The organism is Mesorhizobium sp. M0771, from assembly GCF_040320155.1.
In the GTDB taxonomy this organism is placed as follows: Bacteria; Pseudomonadota; Alphaproteobacteria; order Rhizobiales; family Rhizobiaceae; genus Mesorhizobium.
Window position 1 is genome coordinate 22707 of sequence record NZ_JAMYPC010000003.1, and the last position, 17501, is coordinate 40207.

The window sequence follows — 17501 nt, forward strand, 5'->3', positions numbered from 1 at the left end:
GCCCTGCCCTCGTGGCTGTCAGGCGACCCGAGAATCCCGTCCGGCCTGTCCCCCGGCCTGCAGACGGTGCCCTCCCGGTCTTGCCCCACTCGACCCTGGAGGGACTTGCGGAGAATCGGAGCCGATGCGAACCTCGCCGCAACATGGCTCGCGCACGTTCCGATTCTCCGCTTCTTTTCGAAATCGTCGAAAAGCCCGATTTCTCCTTCGAGACGAAGGCGATGGCCGAAGGCCTGTGGCCGGTGGCAGGCATGGACGAGGCCGGCCGCGGTCCGCTGGCGGGGCCGGTGGTGGCGGCGGCCGTGATCCTCGATCCCGCCAACATTCCCGACGGGCTCGACGATTCCAAACGGCTCAACCATTTGCAGCGCGAGGCGCTGTTCCTGAAAATCCTGGGGTCAGCGCTCGGCGTGTCGATGGCCTCGGTCAGCGCCGAAGGCATTGACGGCAGCAACATCCTCAAGGCCAGCCTGGAAGCCATGCGCCGCGCCCTTGCCGGCCTGCCGATCCAGGCGAAGCTGGCGCTGGCCGATGGCCGCGATGTGCCGCCGGGCCTCCTCTGCGAAGGCCGCGCGCTGATCAAGGGCGACCAGCGCTCGCAATCGATCGCCGCCGCCTCGATCGTCGCCAAGGTGATGCGCGACCGCATGATGTGCGGCTGCGGCAGCCATCACGAGCGCTACGGGTTCGAGGTCCATATGGGCTACGCCACCGTGCGGCACCGCACCGCGATCGAAGCGCATGGGCCGGTGGCAAGGCTGCACCGGGCATCATTCGCGCCGTTCAGGCTGGGTGGGGTTGAGGTGGTGGAAGAAGAAGGGTTTGTCGGGTTGGACAGCTAAATCTCCCCCCTTGAGGGGGAGATGGCCGGCAGGCCAGAGGGGGGCGCGAAGGAACGCGACCTTTCAGTAAACCTGCCGATGCAAGGAATCCGTAACACGAAATAGAAAATCTGGAAACGCCGGCGGGACAGCGCCCCCCTCTGCCCTGCCGGGCATCTCCCCCACAAGGGGGGAGATTGGCGGCTTCGACGCCTCGCCAAACAAAAAAGCCGCCAGGTCACCCAAGCGGCTCGATGTCAGCGAGCTAATCCCGCTCAGTTCAGCTTGGCTTTCACATCCTGCAGCGCGGATTTGAACAGGTCGGCGCCGGCCTTGGCGTCGATCTTGCCGGCAAGCAGCGTGCGGGCCGCCTCGACGGCGATGTCGACGGCGCTGGCGCGCACTTCGGCGACGGCTTCGCGCTCGGCCTGGCCGATCTTCTGCTCGGCAAGCGCGGTGCGGCGGGTGACATAGTCTTCGGTCTTCTTGTGCGCCTCAGCGGCAAGCATGTCGGCCTCGCGCTTGGCGGCAGCGACGATGGCTGCGGCCTCCTGCTCTGCTTCCTTGCGCTTCTTCTGGTATTGGCCGAGCAGTTGCTGGGCCTCTTCGCGCAACCGGCGGGCTTCCGCAAGCTCGTCGCTGATCTTGGTCGCACGGGCGTCGAGCGACTTGGCGATCAGGCCTGGCACCTTGATATAAACGGCAACGCCGAGGAAAATGACGAGGGCAACCGTTGCCCAAAGCGTTGCGAGAGATGTGGCGTCCATGATGTGCTCCTCACCGGGCCACGGATTTGACCGCAGCCGAGATCTCGGCCTTGCTCGTCTTGCCGCCGACAAGCGCATCGACGATGGCTGAAGCGGTGTCCTCGGCAATCGTGCCGACTTCCTTCATGGCGTTGGCCTTGATGGAAGCAATGCTGGCCTCGGCCTCGCCGAGCTTCTTGTCGAGGGCGGCCTCGACCTTCTTGCGGGCAGCCTCGGCTTCAGCCTTGGCAGCGTCGTTGGCCTGCTGGCCTATCGCGTTGGCCTTGGCCTTGGCTTCCGCAAGTTCCTGCTCGTAAGCGGCAACGGCGGCGTCGGCCTCGCCCTTCAGCCTGGCGGCCTGGTCGAGGTCCTGCGTGATGCGATCGCTGCGGACGTCGATGATGCCGCCAAGGCGCGGCATCACCACCTTCTTCAGGAACAAATAGAACAGCCCGAACGTGATCGCCAGCCACAGAAGCTGGGACGGAAACGTCGCCGGATCGAATGGCGGGAACGTGCCGTGCGCCTCGGCAGGCACGCCGGCGCCGGAATGCGTGCCGCCTTCCGTACCGGTATGGGCGCCTTCAGCGGCGGGTGCGGACTCTTGCGCAAACGCAGATGTCACGAACATGGACTATCCCCTGATATCAGGCATGGCCGCAGGAATGCGGCCAGCCAATTCTTCCCAATGCTCGTCCGACCGATAATTGGCCGAACAGGGGCTCAGCCGAACAGGGCGAGAAGCGCGATGAGAAGCGAGAAAATGCCCAGAGCTTCGGTCACGGCGAAGCCGAAAATCAGGCGGCCGAACTGGCCATCGGCGGCCGACGGATTGCGCAGGGCGCCCGCCAGGTAGCTGCCGAAGATGTTGCCGAGGCCAATGCCCGCGCCGCCCATGCCCAGGCAAGCGATACCGGCGCCGATGTACTTTGCTGCTTCTGCGTCCATTTTAAACTCCTTTGGATCTGTAATTCCGTTGCAATTCCATCCGGCGAAAGATGCCGGAAATTCTAAGGTCAGTGCCCGGGATGCAGGGCGTCGTTCAGATACATGCAGGTCAGCACCGCAAAGACGTAGGCCTGCAGGAAAGCGACCAGCAATTCCAGCGCGGTCAGCGCGACTGCCATGGCCAGCGGCAACACCGAACCGGCAACGCCGACGGCGCCGAGCGCGCTCAGGCTGACGACGAAGCCCGAAAACACCTTCAGGGTGATGTGGCCGGCCAGCATGTTGGCGAACAGACGAACCGAGAGGCTGACCGGGCGCGACACGAAGGAGATCACCTCGATCAGCACCACCAGCGGTAACAGGAACACCGGAACGCCGTGCGGCACGAAGAGCTTGAGGAAGCCCAGACCGTGCTTCGTGAAGCCGTAGACAACGACGGTTCCGATCACCAGGGCTGCGAGGCCGAAGGTGACGATGATGTGGCTGGTGACGGTGAAGAAGTAGGGGAAAAGGCCAAGCAGGTTGGCGACCAGCACGAAAATGAACAGCGAGAACACGAAGGGGAAGAACTTCATGCCCTGCGTTCCGGCGGCGTCGCGCAGCATGTTGGAGACGAACTCGTAGCCCATTTCCGAAACCGACTGCAGGCGCCCGGGAACAAGGCTGCGGCTGGAGGTCGAGAGGTACAGAAACGCCGATGCGACGAGCACGGTCGCGACCATGAACAGGGACGAATTGGTGAAGGACAGGTCATAGCCTCCGATATTGATCGGAATCAGCTTGACGATATGGAACTGGTGGATCGGATCGACCTTGTCAGCAGCCATTTACATCCCCGTCAAAACCGCGAGCGGCCTTAAGTGTCCTTGTGCGCCATTGGCGGCGCGCCATTTCATTCTTTCGGATCGTGCGACTTCTCGCTTTTTCCGAATTCCGCCACAACACCTGACGAACGCAGGACATTGAGCACGCCGGCGCCAAAGCCCAGCAACAAGCCGACGACCAGACCCCATGGCGAGGTTCCCGCCACGCGATCCAGAAACCAGCCAAGGCCCACACCCACCACTATCCCGGCGATGAACTCGCTGGACAGCTTGAGCGCCTGGCCATATCCGGCCGTCGCTTTCGCGCCGTCATTCCCCTCGAGCTGATCCGGCCGTCTTGTCGCAAGCGATGCTCCAAGCTCACGCCGGCGGCGTTCGAGATCTTCGTCGCGGATGTCGGCCTCGTGCTTGCTGCCGCGGCCGGTTTCTCCGGTTCCGTCTGGCCCGTTCTTGTCGGCCATCGTAACCCCCCTGCCCGGTCAGACCGTCACCGTCCGTCCGCTTCTAAAGTCGCCGGCAACATAGTTAGAGGGTTTGCGCCCGTCAAGCCACGGGCGGGACTTCAAAGCCATGTATTTTTTCTATTGGAATCAATTACTTGGCGAGGTGCGACATCGTGCCCGGCACTATCGGGTCGGCACATGCCCCGAATCCGTCCGGCGACCGCTGTCCGATTTCGGCTTCCAGGGCCTTTGCGGTTCGTTGCGACAGGCAAGCCGAAGGGCTCAGCTCCAGCCGCCGCCATAGGTGCGGTAGAAGATATGCAGGCCGATCTTGGTCATCTTCTGCATCGTGCGCGCCCAGCCCGGATGGACGTAGTTGGCGTAGTAGTGGGTGGATGAGCCGACTTCGGGAATGAATATCTTGCCGGCGGTGACCGCCATCGCGACGTCCTGGGCGGTCTTATAGTGGGCGGGGCTCTCGATGCGCTTCTTGCGGCCGTCGCAGGCGAAGGAGAACTGGCAGCGGTTCAGCCAGTTGTCGTTCTGGTAGACGACGCCGCAAATCGAGTTCGGATAGGCCGGATTGCGGACTCGGTTGAGAATGACCTGCGCGACGGCGGCCTGGCCGCGCACGGATTCGCCGCGCGCCTCGAAATAGATGCCGTTGGCGAGGCAGGCCTGCTCCTTCGTGGAGAAGACGCTGGCCGGCAGCGGGTTCTGAATCCACGAGTGGTCACCCTTGGCCATCGGCGGAATGAAGCGCCCGCTGCTCGGCTCCTCGTCCTGCAGCAGCGCCTCGAAGGGTGAGGCCTTGGCGTAATCGGGTTCGGCCTGGGCATAGGCGGTGGCCAGCACGTCCGGTCTGTCATTGTTGACCAACGCGGCAAGCATGGCCGGCACGCCGGGATCGGGCTTCTTGTCCAGGTTGGTATGGAAGGCCTGGGCGATCTGGATTTCCTTGCCCTTGATGCCGGGCTTGGCGAAGGCGAGCTTCAGGCCGCTGTCCATGCTCGGCCGCAGCAGCGAGGACGTGCGCTGAAAGATTGAGCCGGCATTGAAGTTCTTCGGCGGCGCCACCGGCGAGACCTGGATGATGCGGCCCTTCTTGTCGGCGCGCATGATGCGGTCCTCGTCGGGCGTGATGCCGGCGACATTGCCCTTGCCGCGAAACGAGACCTTGCCGACGCCGGGCAGGCGCACGCCCGAGCCCGAGAGCGAACCGGTGGTGACGGAATCGATGAAAGGCATTTCGGCGGCATGAACCGAGCCGGCGACGGAGCGCTCGACATAAGAGTTCCAGCGGGTGCCCGAAGCTTCGAGGCCGGAAATCAAGCTGCCCATGTCCTGGTAGGCGACGACGGTCGGAAAGCCGATCCAGATGCCGAGCCCGATGACCAATGGCGATAGGAAGGAACGTTTTTTCTCACCGGCGGCGGCGGCCAGCCGCTTCAGGACACGTCGATGCACGGGGAACTCTCCAGAAACGCCACTGAGCCACTGGAGAGCCAAAGTGAAGCATTAACCTTGATGCGGGGTTAACGCGGTTGATCGTGTTTTTCCGAAGCGGCCCGAAATGGGACGCCGTTTGCCGACCGGCAACCCGTCAGTTCGGCCGCAGGAAAATTGGCCATGCAATCAAGGCGCAGAGCGCGCCCACCAGCCAGACGCCAGGCCACGACCAGATGAGCAGCAATGCCGGAATGGCGGTCGGCACCACGAAGAAGGCGATGAAGACGAAGCTGTTGGCAAGACCGAGCGCGGTTCCGGCGCGGCTGGCGCCGGCAAGCGTGGCGAGTTCGGTGTAGGCGACGCCATGCCAGGCGGAGACCGAAATGCCGGCAACGACCAGCAGCACGGCGATCGCCAGGATCAACGCGGCATGGGCGTCTGGCGTGGCTCCTGCCGCCAGGACCAGCAGGCCGACGGCCGCGAAGCCAAGCGCGCTTGTCATGCTGCAGAGGCGCAGGAACCAGCGGCGGTTGCCATGGCGGTCGGTGAAGCGGCCGCTCCAGACGCGCATCACCATGGCGCCGGTCTGCACCGCGGCAAGGCTGGCGCTGATCGTGAGCGTGGCCATGCCGGCGAAATCGTGCAGGAAGACCGAGGCAAAGGTCAGCACCGCCACTTGCGGAAAGCAGAGCAGGCCGATGGCGGTGGCGATGCGCCAGACCTCGACATTGCGCAGCGGCGCCGGACCGCCCGACTTTGCCATGGCCATGCTGCCGGCATTGTCCAGTTCCGGCGGCTGGTGCAGCCATCGCCAGGCAAACAGCGCAGAGACGGCGTTCATGGCGGCCAGCAGCCCGAAGACCGCCGCGAAACCGTGCACCGATGCCAGCGACGGCAGGACCAGCGCGCCGAGCCCGCCGCCGAGCGGCACGGCGGTCTGCCTAATGCTCATGGCAAAGCCACGTTCGCCTTCGTGGAACCAGGCCATGATGGCGCGGCCGCTGGAACCGTTGACGCTGCCGCCGAGCAGGCCGGCGACCAGAAGGCATGCGGCCAGCATTGCGACGCCAGGCACATAGGTCACTGAGGGCACGATGAACAACGCCATCAAGGCGAGCCACGCCGCGGTCGCGCCAAGGCCGGTCAACAGCACGCCGCGATCGCCCCAGCGGTCGGTGAGCAGACCCCAGGGCAGTTCGCTCAAGGCAACGCCCAGTCCGAGAAGGCCGAGGACCAGGCCGAGATTGCCATTGCTCAAGTGATAGCCCGACCGCAGAAACACCGCCGCCGCCGGTATGCCGGCGAAGGTGGCGGAGAAACTGGCATTGGCGGCAACGCCGATGCCAAGCACCTTCCAGCGATGATTGGCGCGAAATCGTTCAGCCTTCGACCTGACGGCGGCGGCTCGGCCAACCCGGCCTGGCTCACGATTTGCGTCGGCAATCGACATGGCGGGACTCCTGTTGATGCCCTTTCGGGACCTTGACGCCTCGTCTTTACCGCCATAACTTCATCCCGAATATCGGGAATTTTTTGACAATTGTTCCCGAAAAACAGGACCGTTTTGATGCGCCGCGTAACCTTCGACCTCGATGTCCTCCGAAGCTTCGTCACCGGCATGGAACTCGGCAGCTTCGCCAAGGCCGCCGACCGGCTTGGACGCTCGACTTCGGCGGTGAGCGCGCAATTGAAGAAGCTGGAGGACCAGGCGGCGACGCCGATCTTCCGCAAGTCGGGCCGCGGACTGGCGTTGACCGAAGCCGGCGAAACCATGCTCGGCTATGCCAGGCGGCTGCTCGAGTTGAACGACGAGGCGGCCTCGGCCATCCACGACGTGGAACTGGAAGGCTGGGTCAGGCTCGGCCTGCAGGAGGATTTCGGCGAGGCGGTGCTGCCGGAGGTGCTCGGACGCTTCGCCCGCGCGCACCCCAAGGTCAAGATCGAGGCGCGGATCGGGCGCAGCTATGAACTTGCCGAGCGGATCACATCAGGCAATCTCGACATTGCGCTGGCCTGGGACAGCGGCCAGGCGCTGCCTTACAGCCGGCATGTCGGCGACGCGCAATTGCGCTGGATCGGGCCGGCCAAGCTGATCGAGACCAGGCTGCGCGAGGGCGAGGCGCTGCCGCTGGTGGCGCTGGAAGCGCCGTGCCTGCTGCGCACGGTGACGACGGAAACACTCGACCGCGCCGGCCTGCCATGGCGGATGGCCTTCTCCAGCCCCAGCCTTGGCGGCATCTGGGCGGCGGTCGCCGCCGGCCTCGGCCTGACCATCCGCACCGATATCGGCCTGCCGGCCAATGTCAGGGCGATGGCGCCGCAAACGCTGGGCTTACCCGCGCTGCCGACCATGGCGCTGGTGCTGCACCAGAAAGACGCCGAACTGGACCCGGTGGCGGCGCGGCTGGCGGATATATTGTGGCACGCGGCGGTGGCGGCGCTGCCGCAGGACGAGCGGTTGAGAGAGGTCGCTTAGACGGAAGCGGCTGTCCAGCGTAGCGTTCCGTCACACCCCCCTCTGTCCTGCCGGACATCTCCCCCGCAAGGGGGGAGATTGGATCTCGCGAATGCTTTCGCCAATTTTCAACGTTGCAAGAGAGGCTCCAAAGACGAAACGACTGATCTCCCCCCTTGCGGGGGAGATGCCCGGCAGGGCAGAGGGGGTGCTGTCCCGCCAATCTTGCGGAGAATTCCGCAACCGTCACCGCTCACTTGCGCTTGTTCGCTCTCCCCGCGAACGGGTTGTCCGAAGTCCGCAGCGCTATCCGGATCGGCACGCCAGGCATGTCGAAGGCTTCGCGCAGGCTGTTGGAGAGATAGCGGACATAGGATTGCGGCATCGCATCCGGCCGCGAGCACTGGACGACAAAGCCAGGCGGCCGCGTCTTGGCCTGGGTGACGTATTTTACCTTGAGCCGGCGTCCGGCGACGGCGGGCGGCGGATGATGCGCAAGAATGCTTTCCAGCCAGCGGTTGAGCTTGCCGGTGGAAACGCGGCTGTTCCACACCTTGTGCGTCTTGATGACGGCATCCATCAGCTTGTCGAGGCTGCGCCCGGTCTCGGCCGAAACCGTCACCGCCTGGATGCCGCGCACTTGCGGCAAAAGCCGTGTGGTCTTTTCGCGCAATTCGGCCAGCAGTTCCTGCGGATTGTCGATCAGGTCCCATTTGTTGAAGGCGATGACCGGCGCCCTGCCCTCGCGGATGATCAGGTCGGCGATTTGGAGGTCCTGCTTCTCGAATGGGATGGTGGCGTCGAGCACGATGATGACGATCTCGGCAAAGCGGATGGCGCGCAGACCGTCCTGCACCGACATCACTTCCAGCTTTTCGTGGATCCTGGCCTTGCGGCGCATGCCGGCAGTGTCGAACAGTTTTAGGCGACGGCCATGCCAGTCCCAGTCGACCGAGATGGAATCGCGGGTGATGCCGGCTTCCGGGCCGGTCAAAAGCCGCTCCTCGCCGATCAGCGCGTTGATCAGCGTCGACTTGCCGGCATTGGGACGGCCGACGACGGCGATGCGCATCGGCTTGGTGTCGTCATAGGCAGGTTCAGCGTCGGGATCGGTGATGTCCTCGCCGATCAGCACCTCGCTGGCGGCGACCTCGTCTTCGGCTTCGGCCTCTTCCTCGTCGAAAGCGCGCTTCTCGCCAAGGGCTTCGATGACAGCATCGCGCAGGTCGGGCATGCCCTGGCCATGCTCTGCCGAGACCGGGATCGGCTCGCCGAGACCCAGTTCCCAGGCTTCCAGCATGCCGCCCTGGGCGCCCTTGGCCTCGGCCTTGTTGGCGACCAGCACGACCGGCTTGCCGGACTTGCGCACGATTTCGGCAAATGTGCGGTCGTCGGGCAAAAGCCCGGACTTGGCGTCGATGGTGAAGAAGATCAGGTCGGCTTCGCGGATGGCGATCTCGGTCTGCGCGCGCATGCGGCCGGGCAGCGTCGAGGCGGCCGCGTCCTCGAAGCCGGCGGTGTCGATGACGTCGAAATGCAAATCGTAGAGTTTGGCCGCGTGGACGCGACGGTCGCGGGTGACGCCCGGCGTGTCGTCGACAAGCGCCAGCTTCCGTCCCACCAGCCGGTTGAAAAGCGTGGATTTGCCGACATTGGGACGGCCGATAATGGCGACTTTGAAGCTCATCCGGCCACCCATATCATCGCCCGAACCGCAGCGCGCCCTTGGGTCAGTCCCGAGGGCAGGCTTTGGGCGATGCGTATCATGACGCGCCCGAGCCGCGGATCAGTTCGGACATCAACGTCGCCCGCTGGCGCGCATTGCGCGGCGCGCCGTCATCGGCGGCGATCTGGTCGAACAGTTTTAGCGCATCCTGGGTCTTGCCTTCCTTCCAGGCGGCAAGGCCGAGCGCTTCGCGCGCCGTGTGGCGCAGCGTGTTGTTGTCGGCGGTCAGCGCCTCGACGCGGCTGGAGACGTCGGCGAAGGAGCCGTGATCGACGAGCAGCAGGGCGGCCCGCAGGCGCGCCATGTCGCGAATACCCTGGGGAATGGCGTTGTCGACGGCGACGCCATCGAAATCCGTAACGGCGGCGGCAAAGTCGCCCTTGTCGGCCTTGACGGTTGCGGCGCGCATACGGGCGAGCAGTGGATAGGCGCCGTAGCCATCCTTTTCCAGCTGTTCGAGCGCTGTCAGCGCCTCGTCGCTCTTGCCGTCATTGGCAAGCTTCAGCGCCTGCGAAAACGCGTCGCCGGAGCGGTTGGCGCGGGTCTCATCCCAATAGCGGTAGCCGACGAAGGCGGCGGTGCCAAGCACCACCAGGATGGCGAGGCCAAGGATCGCCGGACCAAAGCGGTCCCATAACGCCTGCGCCTGCTCGCGACGGATTTCGTCGTTGACTTCGCGGATAAAACTGTCGTCGGACATCAATCAAAACCATTGCTGCCCTGACAGGGGCGCTTCTTGAGCCCGCGTTTTAGCGAAATTTCACGGGCATGGAAGGGGCTCGGCAGGAAAATCGGCTAATCGCCGGGTGCATGGCTGCCGACATTGATCGCACCCGTGCCACATTTTGCCGGTAGCCGGCTTGGACTGCCTCCGATCAAGCCCAGATTGCCGATGCCTCGTTTGTCCCGCGTTGTCGCATTTTCCACCGCTGTGCTTGCCACGGCGGGCGTTGCTTACGCCGACCCGCCGGCGGCGCCATCCCCGGCAAAGCCGAAGCAGATCGTCATCATCTCGTTCGACAGCGCCCGTGAGATATCGCAATGGCAGCGCAGCCGGGCGCTAGCCAAGCGCACCGGCGCGCATTTTACCTACTTCCTTTCCTGCGTGTTCCTGCTGTCGCAGCAGACACGCGCCGAATACACCGCGCCGGCCAGGTCCGCGGGCAAATCCAACATCGGCTTCGCCGCCTCGAAACAGGAAGTCGCGGACCGGCTCGACCAGATCGGCCTCGCCGCGTCGGAGGGCCATGACATTGCCAGCCATGGCTGCGGCCATTTCGACGGCAAGGACTGGAGCAAGGCCGACTGGCTGAAGGAATTCGCATCGTTCGAGCGCATTCTGGAGAACGCCTATGCAATCAACGGCATTGCGCCCGAGCCCGCAGGCTGGCGCGCTATTGCCCATGCCGTGGTCGGCTTTCGCGCGCCCTATCTGTCGACCAGCAAAGGGCTCTACGAGGCCCTGCCTGAAGCCGGCTACCACTATGACGCCAGCGGCGTCTCGAACGGCCCGGTCGAGCCGCCGACCGGCGGCGGCTTGACCCGCTTTTCGCTGCCACAGATCCCGGAAGGCCCGAGTTCAAGGCCGGTGATCGCCATGGACTACAATCTCTATGTCAGGCATTCCGGCGGTTTCGAGCGGCCGAGCCAGGCAGCCGAGTTCAGCGATCGGACCTACCAGGCGTTCCGCGCCGCCTTCGACAAGCAATATCAGGGCAAGCGCATCCCGCTGGTGCTCAGCTTCCACTTCACGCCGATGAACAACGGCGCCTACTGGGACGCGCTGGAGCGCTTTGCCGACGAGACGTGCGTGAAAGCCGACGTCGAATGCATCAGTTTTCGCGATTATGTGCAGCGGCAACGTGGTAGCGAGAGGCAGGCGGCGGTGGGCGGCTGAGCCGCCAACCGTCTATGCAGATAGGATCAAGCCGGGTCGGGTGCCTTTGCCTGGCGGGCGAGGAAACGACGATCGATATCGGGAAGCGGCTCGCCGTGGATAATTGCCTCGAAGGCACGCAGGCGCTTGTAAATGGACAGAAGCTCGACAATCGTTGTCCACGCATTGACGAGATATTGGAACGAGGAGCGCACTTGCCCGAAGGCATCGAGAATTCGGTTCAATAGACCCAAACTGATTTTGGCGGCCACCATCGTTGGGACCAATACTATATAAGGGAATATATTATCTATCTGAAGATAAAATATGCGAGCCACATTGAAATACATGTAGTGAAAGTAAAGCCTAAAGTAATTTTGCCGCACATTGTTAAATAGTTCGGCGACAGTGGGCGGCCGAGCACGATTCGGATCATCTTCACCATAAACAAGTTCTTTTCGATAGGCAGCCTCGACGCGCTGGTTACGGAATTCGAGGCCTGGCAACTTGATGCCGACGAGCGCCAAGAAAGTAGTCCCAAAAATCGACCAAACAATCGCTACCACCACTAGGGAGTAAGGGACCTCTCCGACGATTGGCAATTCAGTTACATTTTTCGACAGAACGAGGAGAACGGGCAAGAATGCGATCAGCGTCATTACCGAGCGGACCAAATTCACACCGAGTGCTTCCATCGTCGTGGAAAAGCGCATGGTGTCGTCCTGGACACGCTGCGACGCTCCTTCGATAGTGCGAAGCCTGTCCCAATAGAACATGTAGTATTCATTCATCGCCGTGCGCCAGCGGAAGATCCAATGGCTCACAAAAAATAGGTTAAGGACACCCACGGCAACGGCCAATCCAGCGACCCAGGAGATGGTCAGCAGTTGGCTGTAGAAATCCCACGGCGTTGTCGAATACGCCTTGCCGAGCGCCCGCTGTATGAGATCGTAGAACGGTCCGTACCAAGCGTTAAAGGCTACATCCACTTGAACCTGGAAATAGATCACGAAGAGAATGAGCGCGGACCCAAGGATCGACCAGTTCTGCCAAGGATGGGGTGAATACCACCTCCAAAAGCCAGCGAAAAGCGCTACGCCCGTGCCGTAGTATAGGTAGAACCAGACGAACGGGTCAGACCAAAAGACTTCAACGCCAACGGGCGTGTCGGCTGCCACCGGAGCAAGCCCAATCAGGGTACCCAGCTCTTGGCCGCCGAAAAACCAAATTATGATGAGCAAAAGGCTCCAGACGGCGGCCGAGGTGAAAAACAGCTTCGGCTGCGGGAAGAAGGATACGAACACTGTGGTGAAATCCTCGGTCGGTGCGCAAATCAGCGGGGTTCAGCGGGCATAAAGTCACACATCAGGTGGAAAGCAAATGCCCGTACCCGATGCCCGGCATCGAGCAAGACCACAATCATGGCGATTTTGGCGCGGCCGACCAGGTGATCCCAGCAGATACCAGCAATACGCCAGCAGCGACGATCGAGGCCAGGAAGAAGTTGCCCGAGGCTTGCGCCAGCAGTCCGGCGACGATCGGGCCGACGATCTGGCCGATGCCGAAGGAAGCGGTCATCAGCGCAAAAATCCGGCGCGGCGCCTCCGGCACGAGCTGCCTTGCCGTCTGCAGGCCGAGCGCGGTGATGGCGATGAAGGTGCCGCCGAGCAGGACGCCCGCCAGCAGCGGCCCGGCGGTGCCGCCGATGGCGACGCTGGCGGTGACGCCGACCACCTCGACCAGGCAGCCCACGGCATAGGCGGTATAAAGCCCGATCCGTGCCGCTACCTTCTGCCACAGCCAGACCGAGGGAAAGCCGGCAAGGCCGGTGACCATCCAGACGCTTGCCTCGAAGACGCGGCCGCCGCCGCCCTGGCGCACGATGGCGACCAGGAAGGTCGCCGTCACCACATAGCCGAAGCCGAACAGGCCGTAGGCAACGATGACTTTTGCCAACGACCGGTCCCTCGGCAGTGCCGGTTCGCGGTCGGCCACGCCGCGGCCAGGTGCGGTGCTGCCGGCGAGCAAGGCGACCATCGCAAGGCCGCCGGCGGAAATCGCTGCCGACCACAGCCAGCCCGAAGCCCAGCCGGCATGTTCGGTGACCAGAACCGCCATCAGCGCTGAGGATGCCGCGATGCCGAGGCCGACGCCGCCGAAATGCAGCGCCTGCAGGTCGCTTCTGTTGGCGGCTGCCAGGTGACCGAAGACGATCGAGGCCATGAACACCATGACGAAGGCGCTGGCGAGACCGGCAAGGAAGCGGAGGACGACAAAGGCGGTCATCGTCTCGCTCAGCCCCATCAGGGCGGCGAGCGCAGCACTGGCGGCAAGGCCGCCAAACATCAGCAGCCGCTCGCGCCCATGCGCCCAGCCGCCTGCCGCCGCAAGCGCGCCGACGAGGTAGCCGAGATAATTGGCCGACGCGATCCAGCCGGCATCGGCCGGCGACAGATGCAGTTCTTCCATCATTCCGGGCAGGATCGGCGTGTAGACGAAACGGCCAATGCCCATGGCAACGGCCATGGCGATCATGCCAGCGAGAGCTTGGCGCAAGGGTGATGGAGCGGCGTTCATTGCAGCGCACCATAGAATTGGCGACCGATGAAACAATCCGCTTTGTGTTGGGCCAGCGGGCGCGACTAACGCCCCCGCATCTCAGCCGCAGCCGACCGCCCCGGTCTCGTAGGCGGTGCGGCGCGCCGTCAGCCGGAACGGGATATCTCCGAGTTCGCGTTCCGACATGGTGTCCAGCACCGGATGCGACAATGGGTCGGTAACCCAGTCGATGACATCGCCGCCGTGCATCCCATCATAGCGGTCCGGCCGGAGGCCGGCAGCGGCTAAGATCTTGAACAATGTACGATCGTCATCCTCGCCTCCTCGGTCTGACTGTCCCACTAAAATCTGCCTTGTCGGGCTGTCTTTCAATTGAGATTTCAGCCGCGCCGGTTTAGAAAAACTGAAATGGCTATGCTGAACCGCGTCCATCTCAACGGCCTGCGCGCCGTCGAAACCGTCGCCCGCCTCGGCTCGCTCGCGGCGGCGGCCGGCGAACTCAACGTCTCGGTCAGCGCCGTCAGCCAGCAGATCAACCGCACTGAAAAGCAGCTCGGACAGGCGCTGTTCGAACGCACCGCAAGCGGGCTGGTGCTGACCGAATTCGGAACGGTTTTTTCCGCCCGGCTGGGCGCCGGTTTTCGCGAGCTGGCGCAGGCGGTGGCGCTGGCCGATGAGGCAAGCCAATGCACGCTGGTGGTTTCGGTGGCGCCGGCCTTCGCCTCGAAATGGCTGCTGCCGCGATTGTCGCGGCATTTCGACCGCCATCCCAACGTGCTGCTGCGCATCGACGCCTCGGTGCGCCTCGCCGATCTCGAACGTTCCGACATCGACATCGCCATCCGGCTTGGCGACGGCAAATGGCCGGGCGGCCGGGCGGAACTTTTGTTGGCGCAGGAAGTCTTTCCGGTCTGCGCGCCGGTGATCGCCAAGAAACTGAAGTCGATCGAAGACCTGGCGCAGACCTGCGCCATCACCGACGAGCGGGCGATGATCAACTGGGAGAGCTGGTTCAAGGCTGCCGGGGCCGAGCCGGTCAGCTTCCGCAAGGGCGCGCGCTTCACCGACCCGATGCTGTGCCTGGAATCGGCAATCGCCGGCCACGGCGTCATGCTCGGCTGGCAATTGCTGGCCGCCGATGCGCTGGCCGACGGCCGCCTCGTCGCGCCTTTCGGCGTGCGGGCGCAGAGCGGCCTCGGCTACTGGCTGGTGACCTCGGCCACCAAGACCGAAAGCCGCAAGGTGCGCGATTTCAAGATCTGGATCCGCGAAGAGATCGCGGCGACCGTGGCGCAGTTCAGCGCGCTGGAAAGCGCTGCCTAGGGCTGTCCGTCGCGACGGTGCTGGAAAGCACAGCCGCGCCGGCCTATGTTGGAACTCTCACTCCCGGACCAAGGCAGGCAGGATCATGACCACACATTCGCGCGGCGTTTCCGCAACCATCGACCCGGTGAAGCTCGACAGGCTGGCGGAAGTCGCCATCAAGGTGGGGCTGCAATTGCAGCCGGGGCAGGATCTGGTGCTGACCTCGTCGATCGCCGCACTGCCGCTGACCAGGCGCATCGTTGAGCACGCTTATAAAGCGGGCGCCGGCCTGGTGACCCCTATCTTCAACGATGACGAGATCATGCTGGCGCGCTTCCGCTACGGCGCGGATGCCGGCTTCGACCGCGCCGCCGGCTGGATGTATGAAGGCATGGCGAAGGCCTTTTCCAACAATGCGGCGCGGCTTGCCGTGCGCGGCGAGGACCCGTCGCTGTTGTCGGCGCAGGACCCGGCGAAAGTGGCGCGCGCCAACAAGGCGAACTCGATGGCCTACCAGCCGGCGCTGGAAAAGATCACCGGCTTCGACATCAACTGGAACATCGTCGCCTACCCGGATCTCGCCTGGGCAAAACAGGTCTTCCCCGGCGATGCCGACGATGTCGCGGTGGTGAAGCTCGCCGATGCGATCTTTTCGGCATCACGGGTCGATGTGGAAGACCCGATCGCAAACTGGACGGCGCACAATGCAGCGCTGCGCGGCCGCACAAAGTGGCTGAACGAGCACAATTTCCATGATCTGCATTTCAGCGGCCCGGGCACCGACCTGACCGTCGGGCTGGCCGATGGCCATGAATGGATGGGCGGCGCCTCGACTGCCAAGAACGGCGTCACCTGCAATCCGAACATCCCGACCGAGGAGGTCTTCACCACGCCGCATGCACGGCGCGTCTCCGGCCATGTATCCTCGACCAAGCCGCTGTCCTACCAAGGCACGCTGATCGACGATATCTCGGTGCGTTTCGAAGAGGGCAGGATCGTCGAAGCCAAGGCTTCGAAGGGCGAGGACGTGCTGAAGAGAGTGCTCGACACCGACGAGGGTTCGCGCCGGCTCGGCGAGGTGGCGCTGGTGCCGCATTCCTCGCCGATCTCGGCCAGCGGCCTGCTGTTCTTCAACACGCTGTTCGACGAGAACGCCGCCTGCCACATCGCGCTCGGGCAGTGCTATTCAAAATGCTTCGTCGACGGCGCCTCGCTCAGCCAGGACGAAATCGCCCAGCGCGGCGGCAACAAGAGTTTTATCCACATCGACTGGATGATCGGCTCGGACAAGATCGACATAGACGGCGTGCATAAGGATGGCCGCAAGGTGCCGGTGATGCGCAAGGGCGAGTGGGCGTAAAGGGGGCGGATGGCCTTCGACCTGACGGTCAAGCGAATTTACGAAGCACCCGCGCCCGATGACGGGCAGCGGGTGCTGGTCGATCGCATCTGGCCGCGCGGCGTCAGCAAGGAGGATGCCGCGCTGACGCTGTGGCTGAAGGAGATCGCGCCGAGCGATGAATTGCGGAGGTGGTTCGGACATGAGCCGGCGCGATGGGCGGAGTTTCAGGTGCGGTATTCGGTCGAACTGGATGGGAATAGAGAAGCGGTGGCGAAACTGCGTGGCTTGCTCGGCAAGGCCAAGGTGACGCTGCTTTATGGCGCGCATGACGAGGCGCATAACAATGCGGTGGCGTTGGCGGGATATTTGCGCGGGACGGGTTGAGAGACAGCGAACCGCTGCATACGCCGCAAGCGAAAGCCTTCACAATTAGCGATCGCCCTCCACGCGTTCGTCATCCTCGGGTCTGCGCTGCGTCGCTTCGCTCCTTGCTACGCCATAGGCTGACGAGGCAAGGCTACGCTACTTCACCACCCCTTCATAAGCCTCCGGCTTGAACCCCACCAAAATCTCATCCCCGACCTCGAGCACCGGGCGCTTGATCATCGTCGGGTTGGCCAGCATCAGCTTCCTGGCCTTCTTCTCGTCGAGCCCTTGCTTGTCCTTGTCCGGCAGTTCGCGAAATGTGGTGCTGCCCTTGTTGAGCAGCTTTTCCCAGCCAACCTTGCCGACCCACCCGTCCAGTCTGCCCGCCTCTATCCCCTCGGCCCGGTAGTCGTGAAAGCGGTAGGGCACAGCATGGCCCTCCAGCCAGGTGCGCGCCTTGCGGATCGTGTCGCAGGTGGTGATGCCGTACATGGTGATCGTCAAAACGCGCTTCCCTTGACTGACAGTCGAATCCTCAGACAGCCTAAAACCGCCCTCCCCGCTTTGCCAGCTTCCCAATCGCTAGCGGCGCTTTTTTAGAGGTTGCCAATACTAAGGAAATTTCCTAAGTATCTGCCTGC

At 63.5% G+C, this 17501-nt stretch carries 19 protein-coding genes; 6 read left to right on the forward strand and 13 right to left on the reverse strand.

The window, feature by feature from the left end; genetic code table 11:
* Positions 1-143 precede the first annotated feature (143 nt).
* Positions 144-842, forward strand: coding sequence for a ribonuclease HII (rnhB, locus tag NKI05_RS05600; protein WP_023726390.1), 699 nt, complete (start codon positions 144-146; stop codon positions 840-842).
* A gap of 254 nt (positions 843-1096) precedes the next feature.
* Here rnhB and NKI05_RS05605 read toward each other — a convergent pair whose 3' ends face one another.
* The 7 genes from NKI05_RS05605 to NKI05_RS05635 form a co-directional block, all read right to left on the reverse strand.
* Positions 1097-1588 carry a F0F1 ATP synthase subunit B gene (locus NKI05_RS05605; protein WP_023754077.1) on the reverse strand — a complete coding sequence of 164 codons (492 nt, stop codon included), beginning with the start codon at positions 1586-1588 and terminating at the stop codon, positions 1097-1099.
* Positions 1589-1598: 10 nt separating this feature from the next.
* On the reverse strand, positions 1599-2198 hold the full coding sequence (locus NKI05_RS05610) for a F0F1 ATP synthase subunit B (RefSeq protein ID WP_023668484.1): 600 nt from the start codon (positions 2196-2198) through the stop codon (positions 1599-1601).
* Positions 2199-2290: 92 nt separating this feature from the next.
* On the reverse strand, positions 2291-2515 hold the full coding sequence (locus tag NKI05_RS05615; RefSeq protein ID WP_006206606.1) for a F0F1 ATP synthase subunit C: 225 nt from the start codon (positions 2513-2515) through the stop codon (positions 2291-2293).
* A gap of 68 nt (positions 2516-2583) precedes the next feature.
* On the reverse strand, positions 2584-3342 hold the full coding sequence (locus NKI05_RS05620; RefSeq protein ID WP_023815231.1) for a F0F1 ATP synthase subunit A: 759 nt from the start codon (positions 3340-3342) through the stop codon (positions 2584-2586).
* A gap of 65 nt (positions 3343-3407) precedes the next feature.
* Positions 3408-3800, reverse strand: a complete 393-nt coding sequence (locus NKI05_RS05625) for an AtpZ/AtpI family protein (RefSeq protein WP_023668486.1) — start codon at positions 3798-3800, stop codon at positions 3408-3410.
* A 264-nt stretch (positions 3801-4064) separates the two neighbouring features.
* A complete protein-coding gene (locus tag NKI05_RS05630) occupies positions 4065-5249 on the reverse strand; it encodes a cell wall hydrolase (RefSeq protein ID WP_023815230.1) in 1185 nt (394 codons plus the stop codon).
* 136 nt (positions 5250-5385) lie between these two features.
* The gene (locus NKI05_RS05635; RefSeq protein ID WP_023726389.1) at positions 5386-6681 is read right to left on the reverse strand and encodes an MFS transporter; all 1296 of its coding nucleotides are present in this window, start codon (positions 6679-6681) and stop codon (positions 5386-5388) included.
* 117 nt (positions 6682-6798) lie between these two features.
* Between NKI05_RS05635 and NKI05_RS05640 the strand changes: the two genes are divergently transcribed.
* Positions 6799-7707, forward strand: a complete 909-nt coding sequence (locus NKI05_RS05640) for a LysR substrate-binding domain-containing protein (RefSeq protein WP_023668489.1) — start codon at positions 6799-6801, stop codon at positions 7705-7707.
* Between the two features lie 232 nt (positions 7708-7939).
* Here the strand turns inward: NKI05_RS05640 and der are convergent, their stop codons facing one another.
* Together der and NKI05_RS05650 are read right to left on the reverse strand one after the other, a co-directional pair.
* Positions 7940-9373: a ribosome biogenesis GTPase Der gene (der, locus tag NKI05_RS05645; RefSeq protein WP_023696590.1), complete on the reverse strand. Its 1434-nt coding sequence runs from the start codon at positions 9371-9373 to the stop codon at positions 7940-7942.
* Positions 9374-9449: 76 nt separating this feature from the next.
* Positions 9450-10112, reverse strand: a complete 663-nt coding sequence (locus NKI05_RS05650; RefSeq protein ID WP_023815228.1) for a tetratricopeptide repeat protein — start codon at positions 10110-10112, stop codon at positions 9450-9452.
* Positions 10113-10304: 192 nt separating this feature from the next.
* Between NKI05_RS05650 and NKI05_RS05655 the strand changes: the two genes are divergently transcribed.
* A complete protein-coding gene (locus NKI05_RS05655; protein WP_023692118.1) occupies positions 10305-11309 on the forward strand; it encodes a polysaccharide deacetylase family protein in 1005 nt (334 codons plus the stop codon).
* Positions 11310-11335: 26 nt separating this feature from the next.
* Here the strand turns inward: NKI05_RS05655 and sbmA are convergent, their stop codons facing one another.
* From sbmA to NKI05_RS05670, 3 genes are all read right to left on the reverse strand, one after another.
* On the reverse strand, positions 11336-12592 hold the full coding sequence (gene sbmA / locus NKI05_RS05660) for a peptide antibiotic transporter SbmA (RefSeq protein WP_023815227.1): 1257 nt from the start codon (positions 12590-12592) through the stop codon (positions 11336-11338).
* 115 nt (positions 12593-12707) lie between these two features.
* Positions 12708-13865 (reverse strand): YbfB/YjiJ family MFS transporter, encoded by a 1158-nt coding sequence (locus NKI05_RS05665; protein WP_023738455.1) that lies wholly within the window; start codon positions 13863-13865, stop codon positions 12708-12710.
* Between the two features lie 81 nt (positions 13866-13946).
* The gene (locus tag NKI05_RS05670; RefSeq protein ID WP_352792289.1) at positions 13947-14147 is read right to left on the reverse strand and encodes a hypothetical protein; all 201 of its coding nucleotides are present in this window, start codon (positions 14145-14147) and stop codon (positions 13947-13949) included.
* Positions 14148-14255: 108 nt separating this feature from the next.
* On the opposite strand from NKI05_RS05670, the gene NKI05_RS05675 reads away from it, so the two are divergent.
* The 3 genes from NKI05_RS05675 to NKI05_RS05685 all read left to right on the forward strand — a co-directional run bounded on the left by NKI05_RS05675 (position 14256) and on the right by NKI05_RS05685 (position 16878).
* The gene (locus NKI05_RS05675; protein ID WP_023687096.1) at positions 14256-15170 is read left to right on the forward strand and encodes a LysR substrate-binding domain-containing protein; all 915 of its coding nucleotides are present in this window, start codon (positions 14256-14258) and stop codon (positions 15168-15170) included.
* Between the two features lie 85 nt (positions 15171-15255).
* Positions 15256-16512: an aminopeptidase gene (locus tag NKI05_RS05680; RefSeq protein WP_023815226.1), complete on the forward strand. Its 1257-nt coding sequence runs from the start codon at positions 15256-15258 to the stop codon at positions 16510-16512.
* A gap of 9 nt (positions 16513-16521) precedes the next feature.
* Positions 16522-16878, forward strand: a complete 357-nt coding sequence (locus NKI05_RS05685; RefSeq protein WP_023668498.1) for a DUF488 domain-containing protein — start codon at positions 16522-16524, stop codon at positions 16876-16878.
* A 138-nt stretch (positions 16879-17016) separates the two neighbouring features.
* Here NKI05_RS05685 and NKI05_RS05690 read toward each other — a convergent pair whose 3' ends face one another.
* Positions 17017-17364, reverse strand: a complete 348-nt coding sequence (locus tag NKI05_RS05690) for an ArsC family reductase (protein ID WP_023709906.1) — start codon at positions 17362-17364, stop codon at positions 17017-17019.
* Positions 17365-17501 lie beyond the last annotated feature (137 nt).

Excerpts from the sequence above, each read along its gene's own strand:
- rnhB (WP_023726390.1), top strand. The coding sequence starts at position 144 with ATGGCTCGCGCACGTTCCGATTCTCCGCTTCTTTTCGAAATCGTCGAA.
- NKI05_RS05605 (WP_023754077.1), bottom strand. The coding sequence starts at position 1,588 with ATGGACGCCACATCTCTCGCAACGCTTTGGGCAACGGTTGCCCTCGTC.
- NKI05_RS05610 (WP_023668484.1), bottom strand. The coding sequence starts at position 2,198 with ATGTTCGTGACATCTGCGTTTGCGCAAGAGTCCGCACCCGCCGCTGAA.
- NKI05_RS05615 (WP_006206606.1), bottom strand. The coding sequence starts at position 2,515 with ATGGACGCAGAAGCAGCAAAGTACATCGGCGCCGGTATCGCTTGCCTG.
- NKI05_RS05620 (WP_023815231.1), bottom strand. The coding sequence starts at position 3,342 with ATGGCTGCTGACAAGGTCGATCCGATCCACCAGTTCCATATCGTCAAG.
- NKI05_RS05625 (WP_023668486.1), bottom strand. The coding sequence starts at position 3,800 with ATGGCCGACAAGAACGGGCCAGACGGAACCGGAGAAACCGGCCGCGGC.
- NKI05_RS05635 (WP_023726389.1), bottom strand. The coding sequence starts at position 6,681 with ATGTCGATTGCCGACGCAAATCGTGAGCCAGGCCGGGTTGGCCGAGCC.
- NKI05_RS05640 (WP_023668489.1), top strand. The coding sequence starts at position 6,799 with ATGCGCCGCGTAACCTTCGACCTCGATGTCCTCCGAAGCTTCGTCACC.
- der (WP_023696590.1), bottom strand. The coding sequence starts at position 9,373 with ATGAGCTTCAAAGTCGCCATTATCGGCCGTCCCAATGTCGGCAAATCC.
- NKI05_RS05650 (WP_023815228.1), bottom strand. The coding sequence starts at position 10,112 with ATGTCCGACGACAGTTTTATCCGCGAAGTCAACGACGAAATCCGTCGC.
- NKI05_RS05655 (WP_023692118.1), top strand. The coding sequence starts at position 10,305 with ATGCCTCGTTTGTCCCGCGTTGTCGCATTTTCCACCGCTGTGCTTGCC.
- NKI05_RS05665 (WP_023738455.1), bottom strand. The coding sequence starts at position 13,865 with ATGAACGCCGCTCCATCACCCTTGCGCCAAGCTCTCGCTGGCATGATC.
- NKI05_RS05675 (WP_023687096.1), top strand. The coding sequence starts at position 14,256 with ATGGCTATGCTGAACCGCGTCCATCTCAACGGCCTGCGCGCCGTCGAA.
- NKI05_RS05680 (WP_023815226.1), top strand. The coding sequence starts at position 15,256 with ATGACCACACATTCGCGCGGCGTTTCCGCAACCATCGACCCGGTGAAG.
- NKI05_RS05685 (WP_023668498.1), top strand. The coding sequence starts at position 16,522 with ATGGCCTTCGACCTGACGGTCAAGCGAATTTACGAAGCACCCGCGCCC.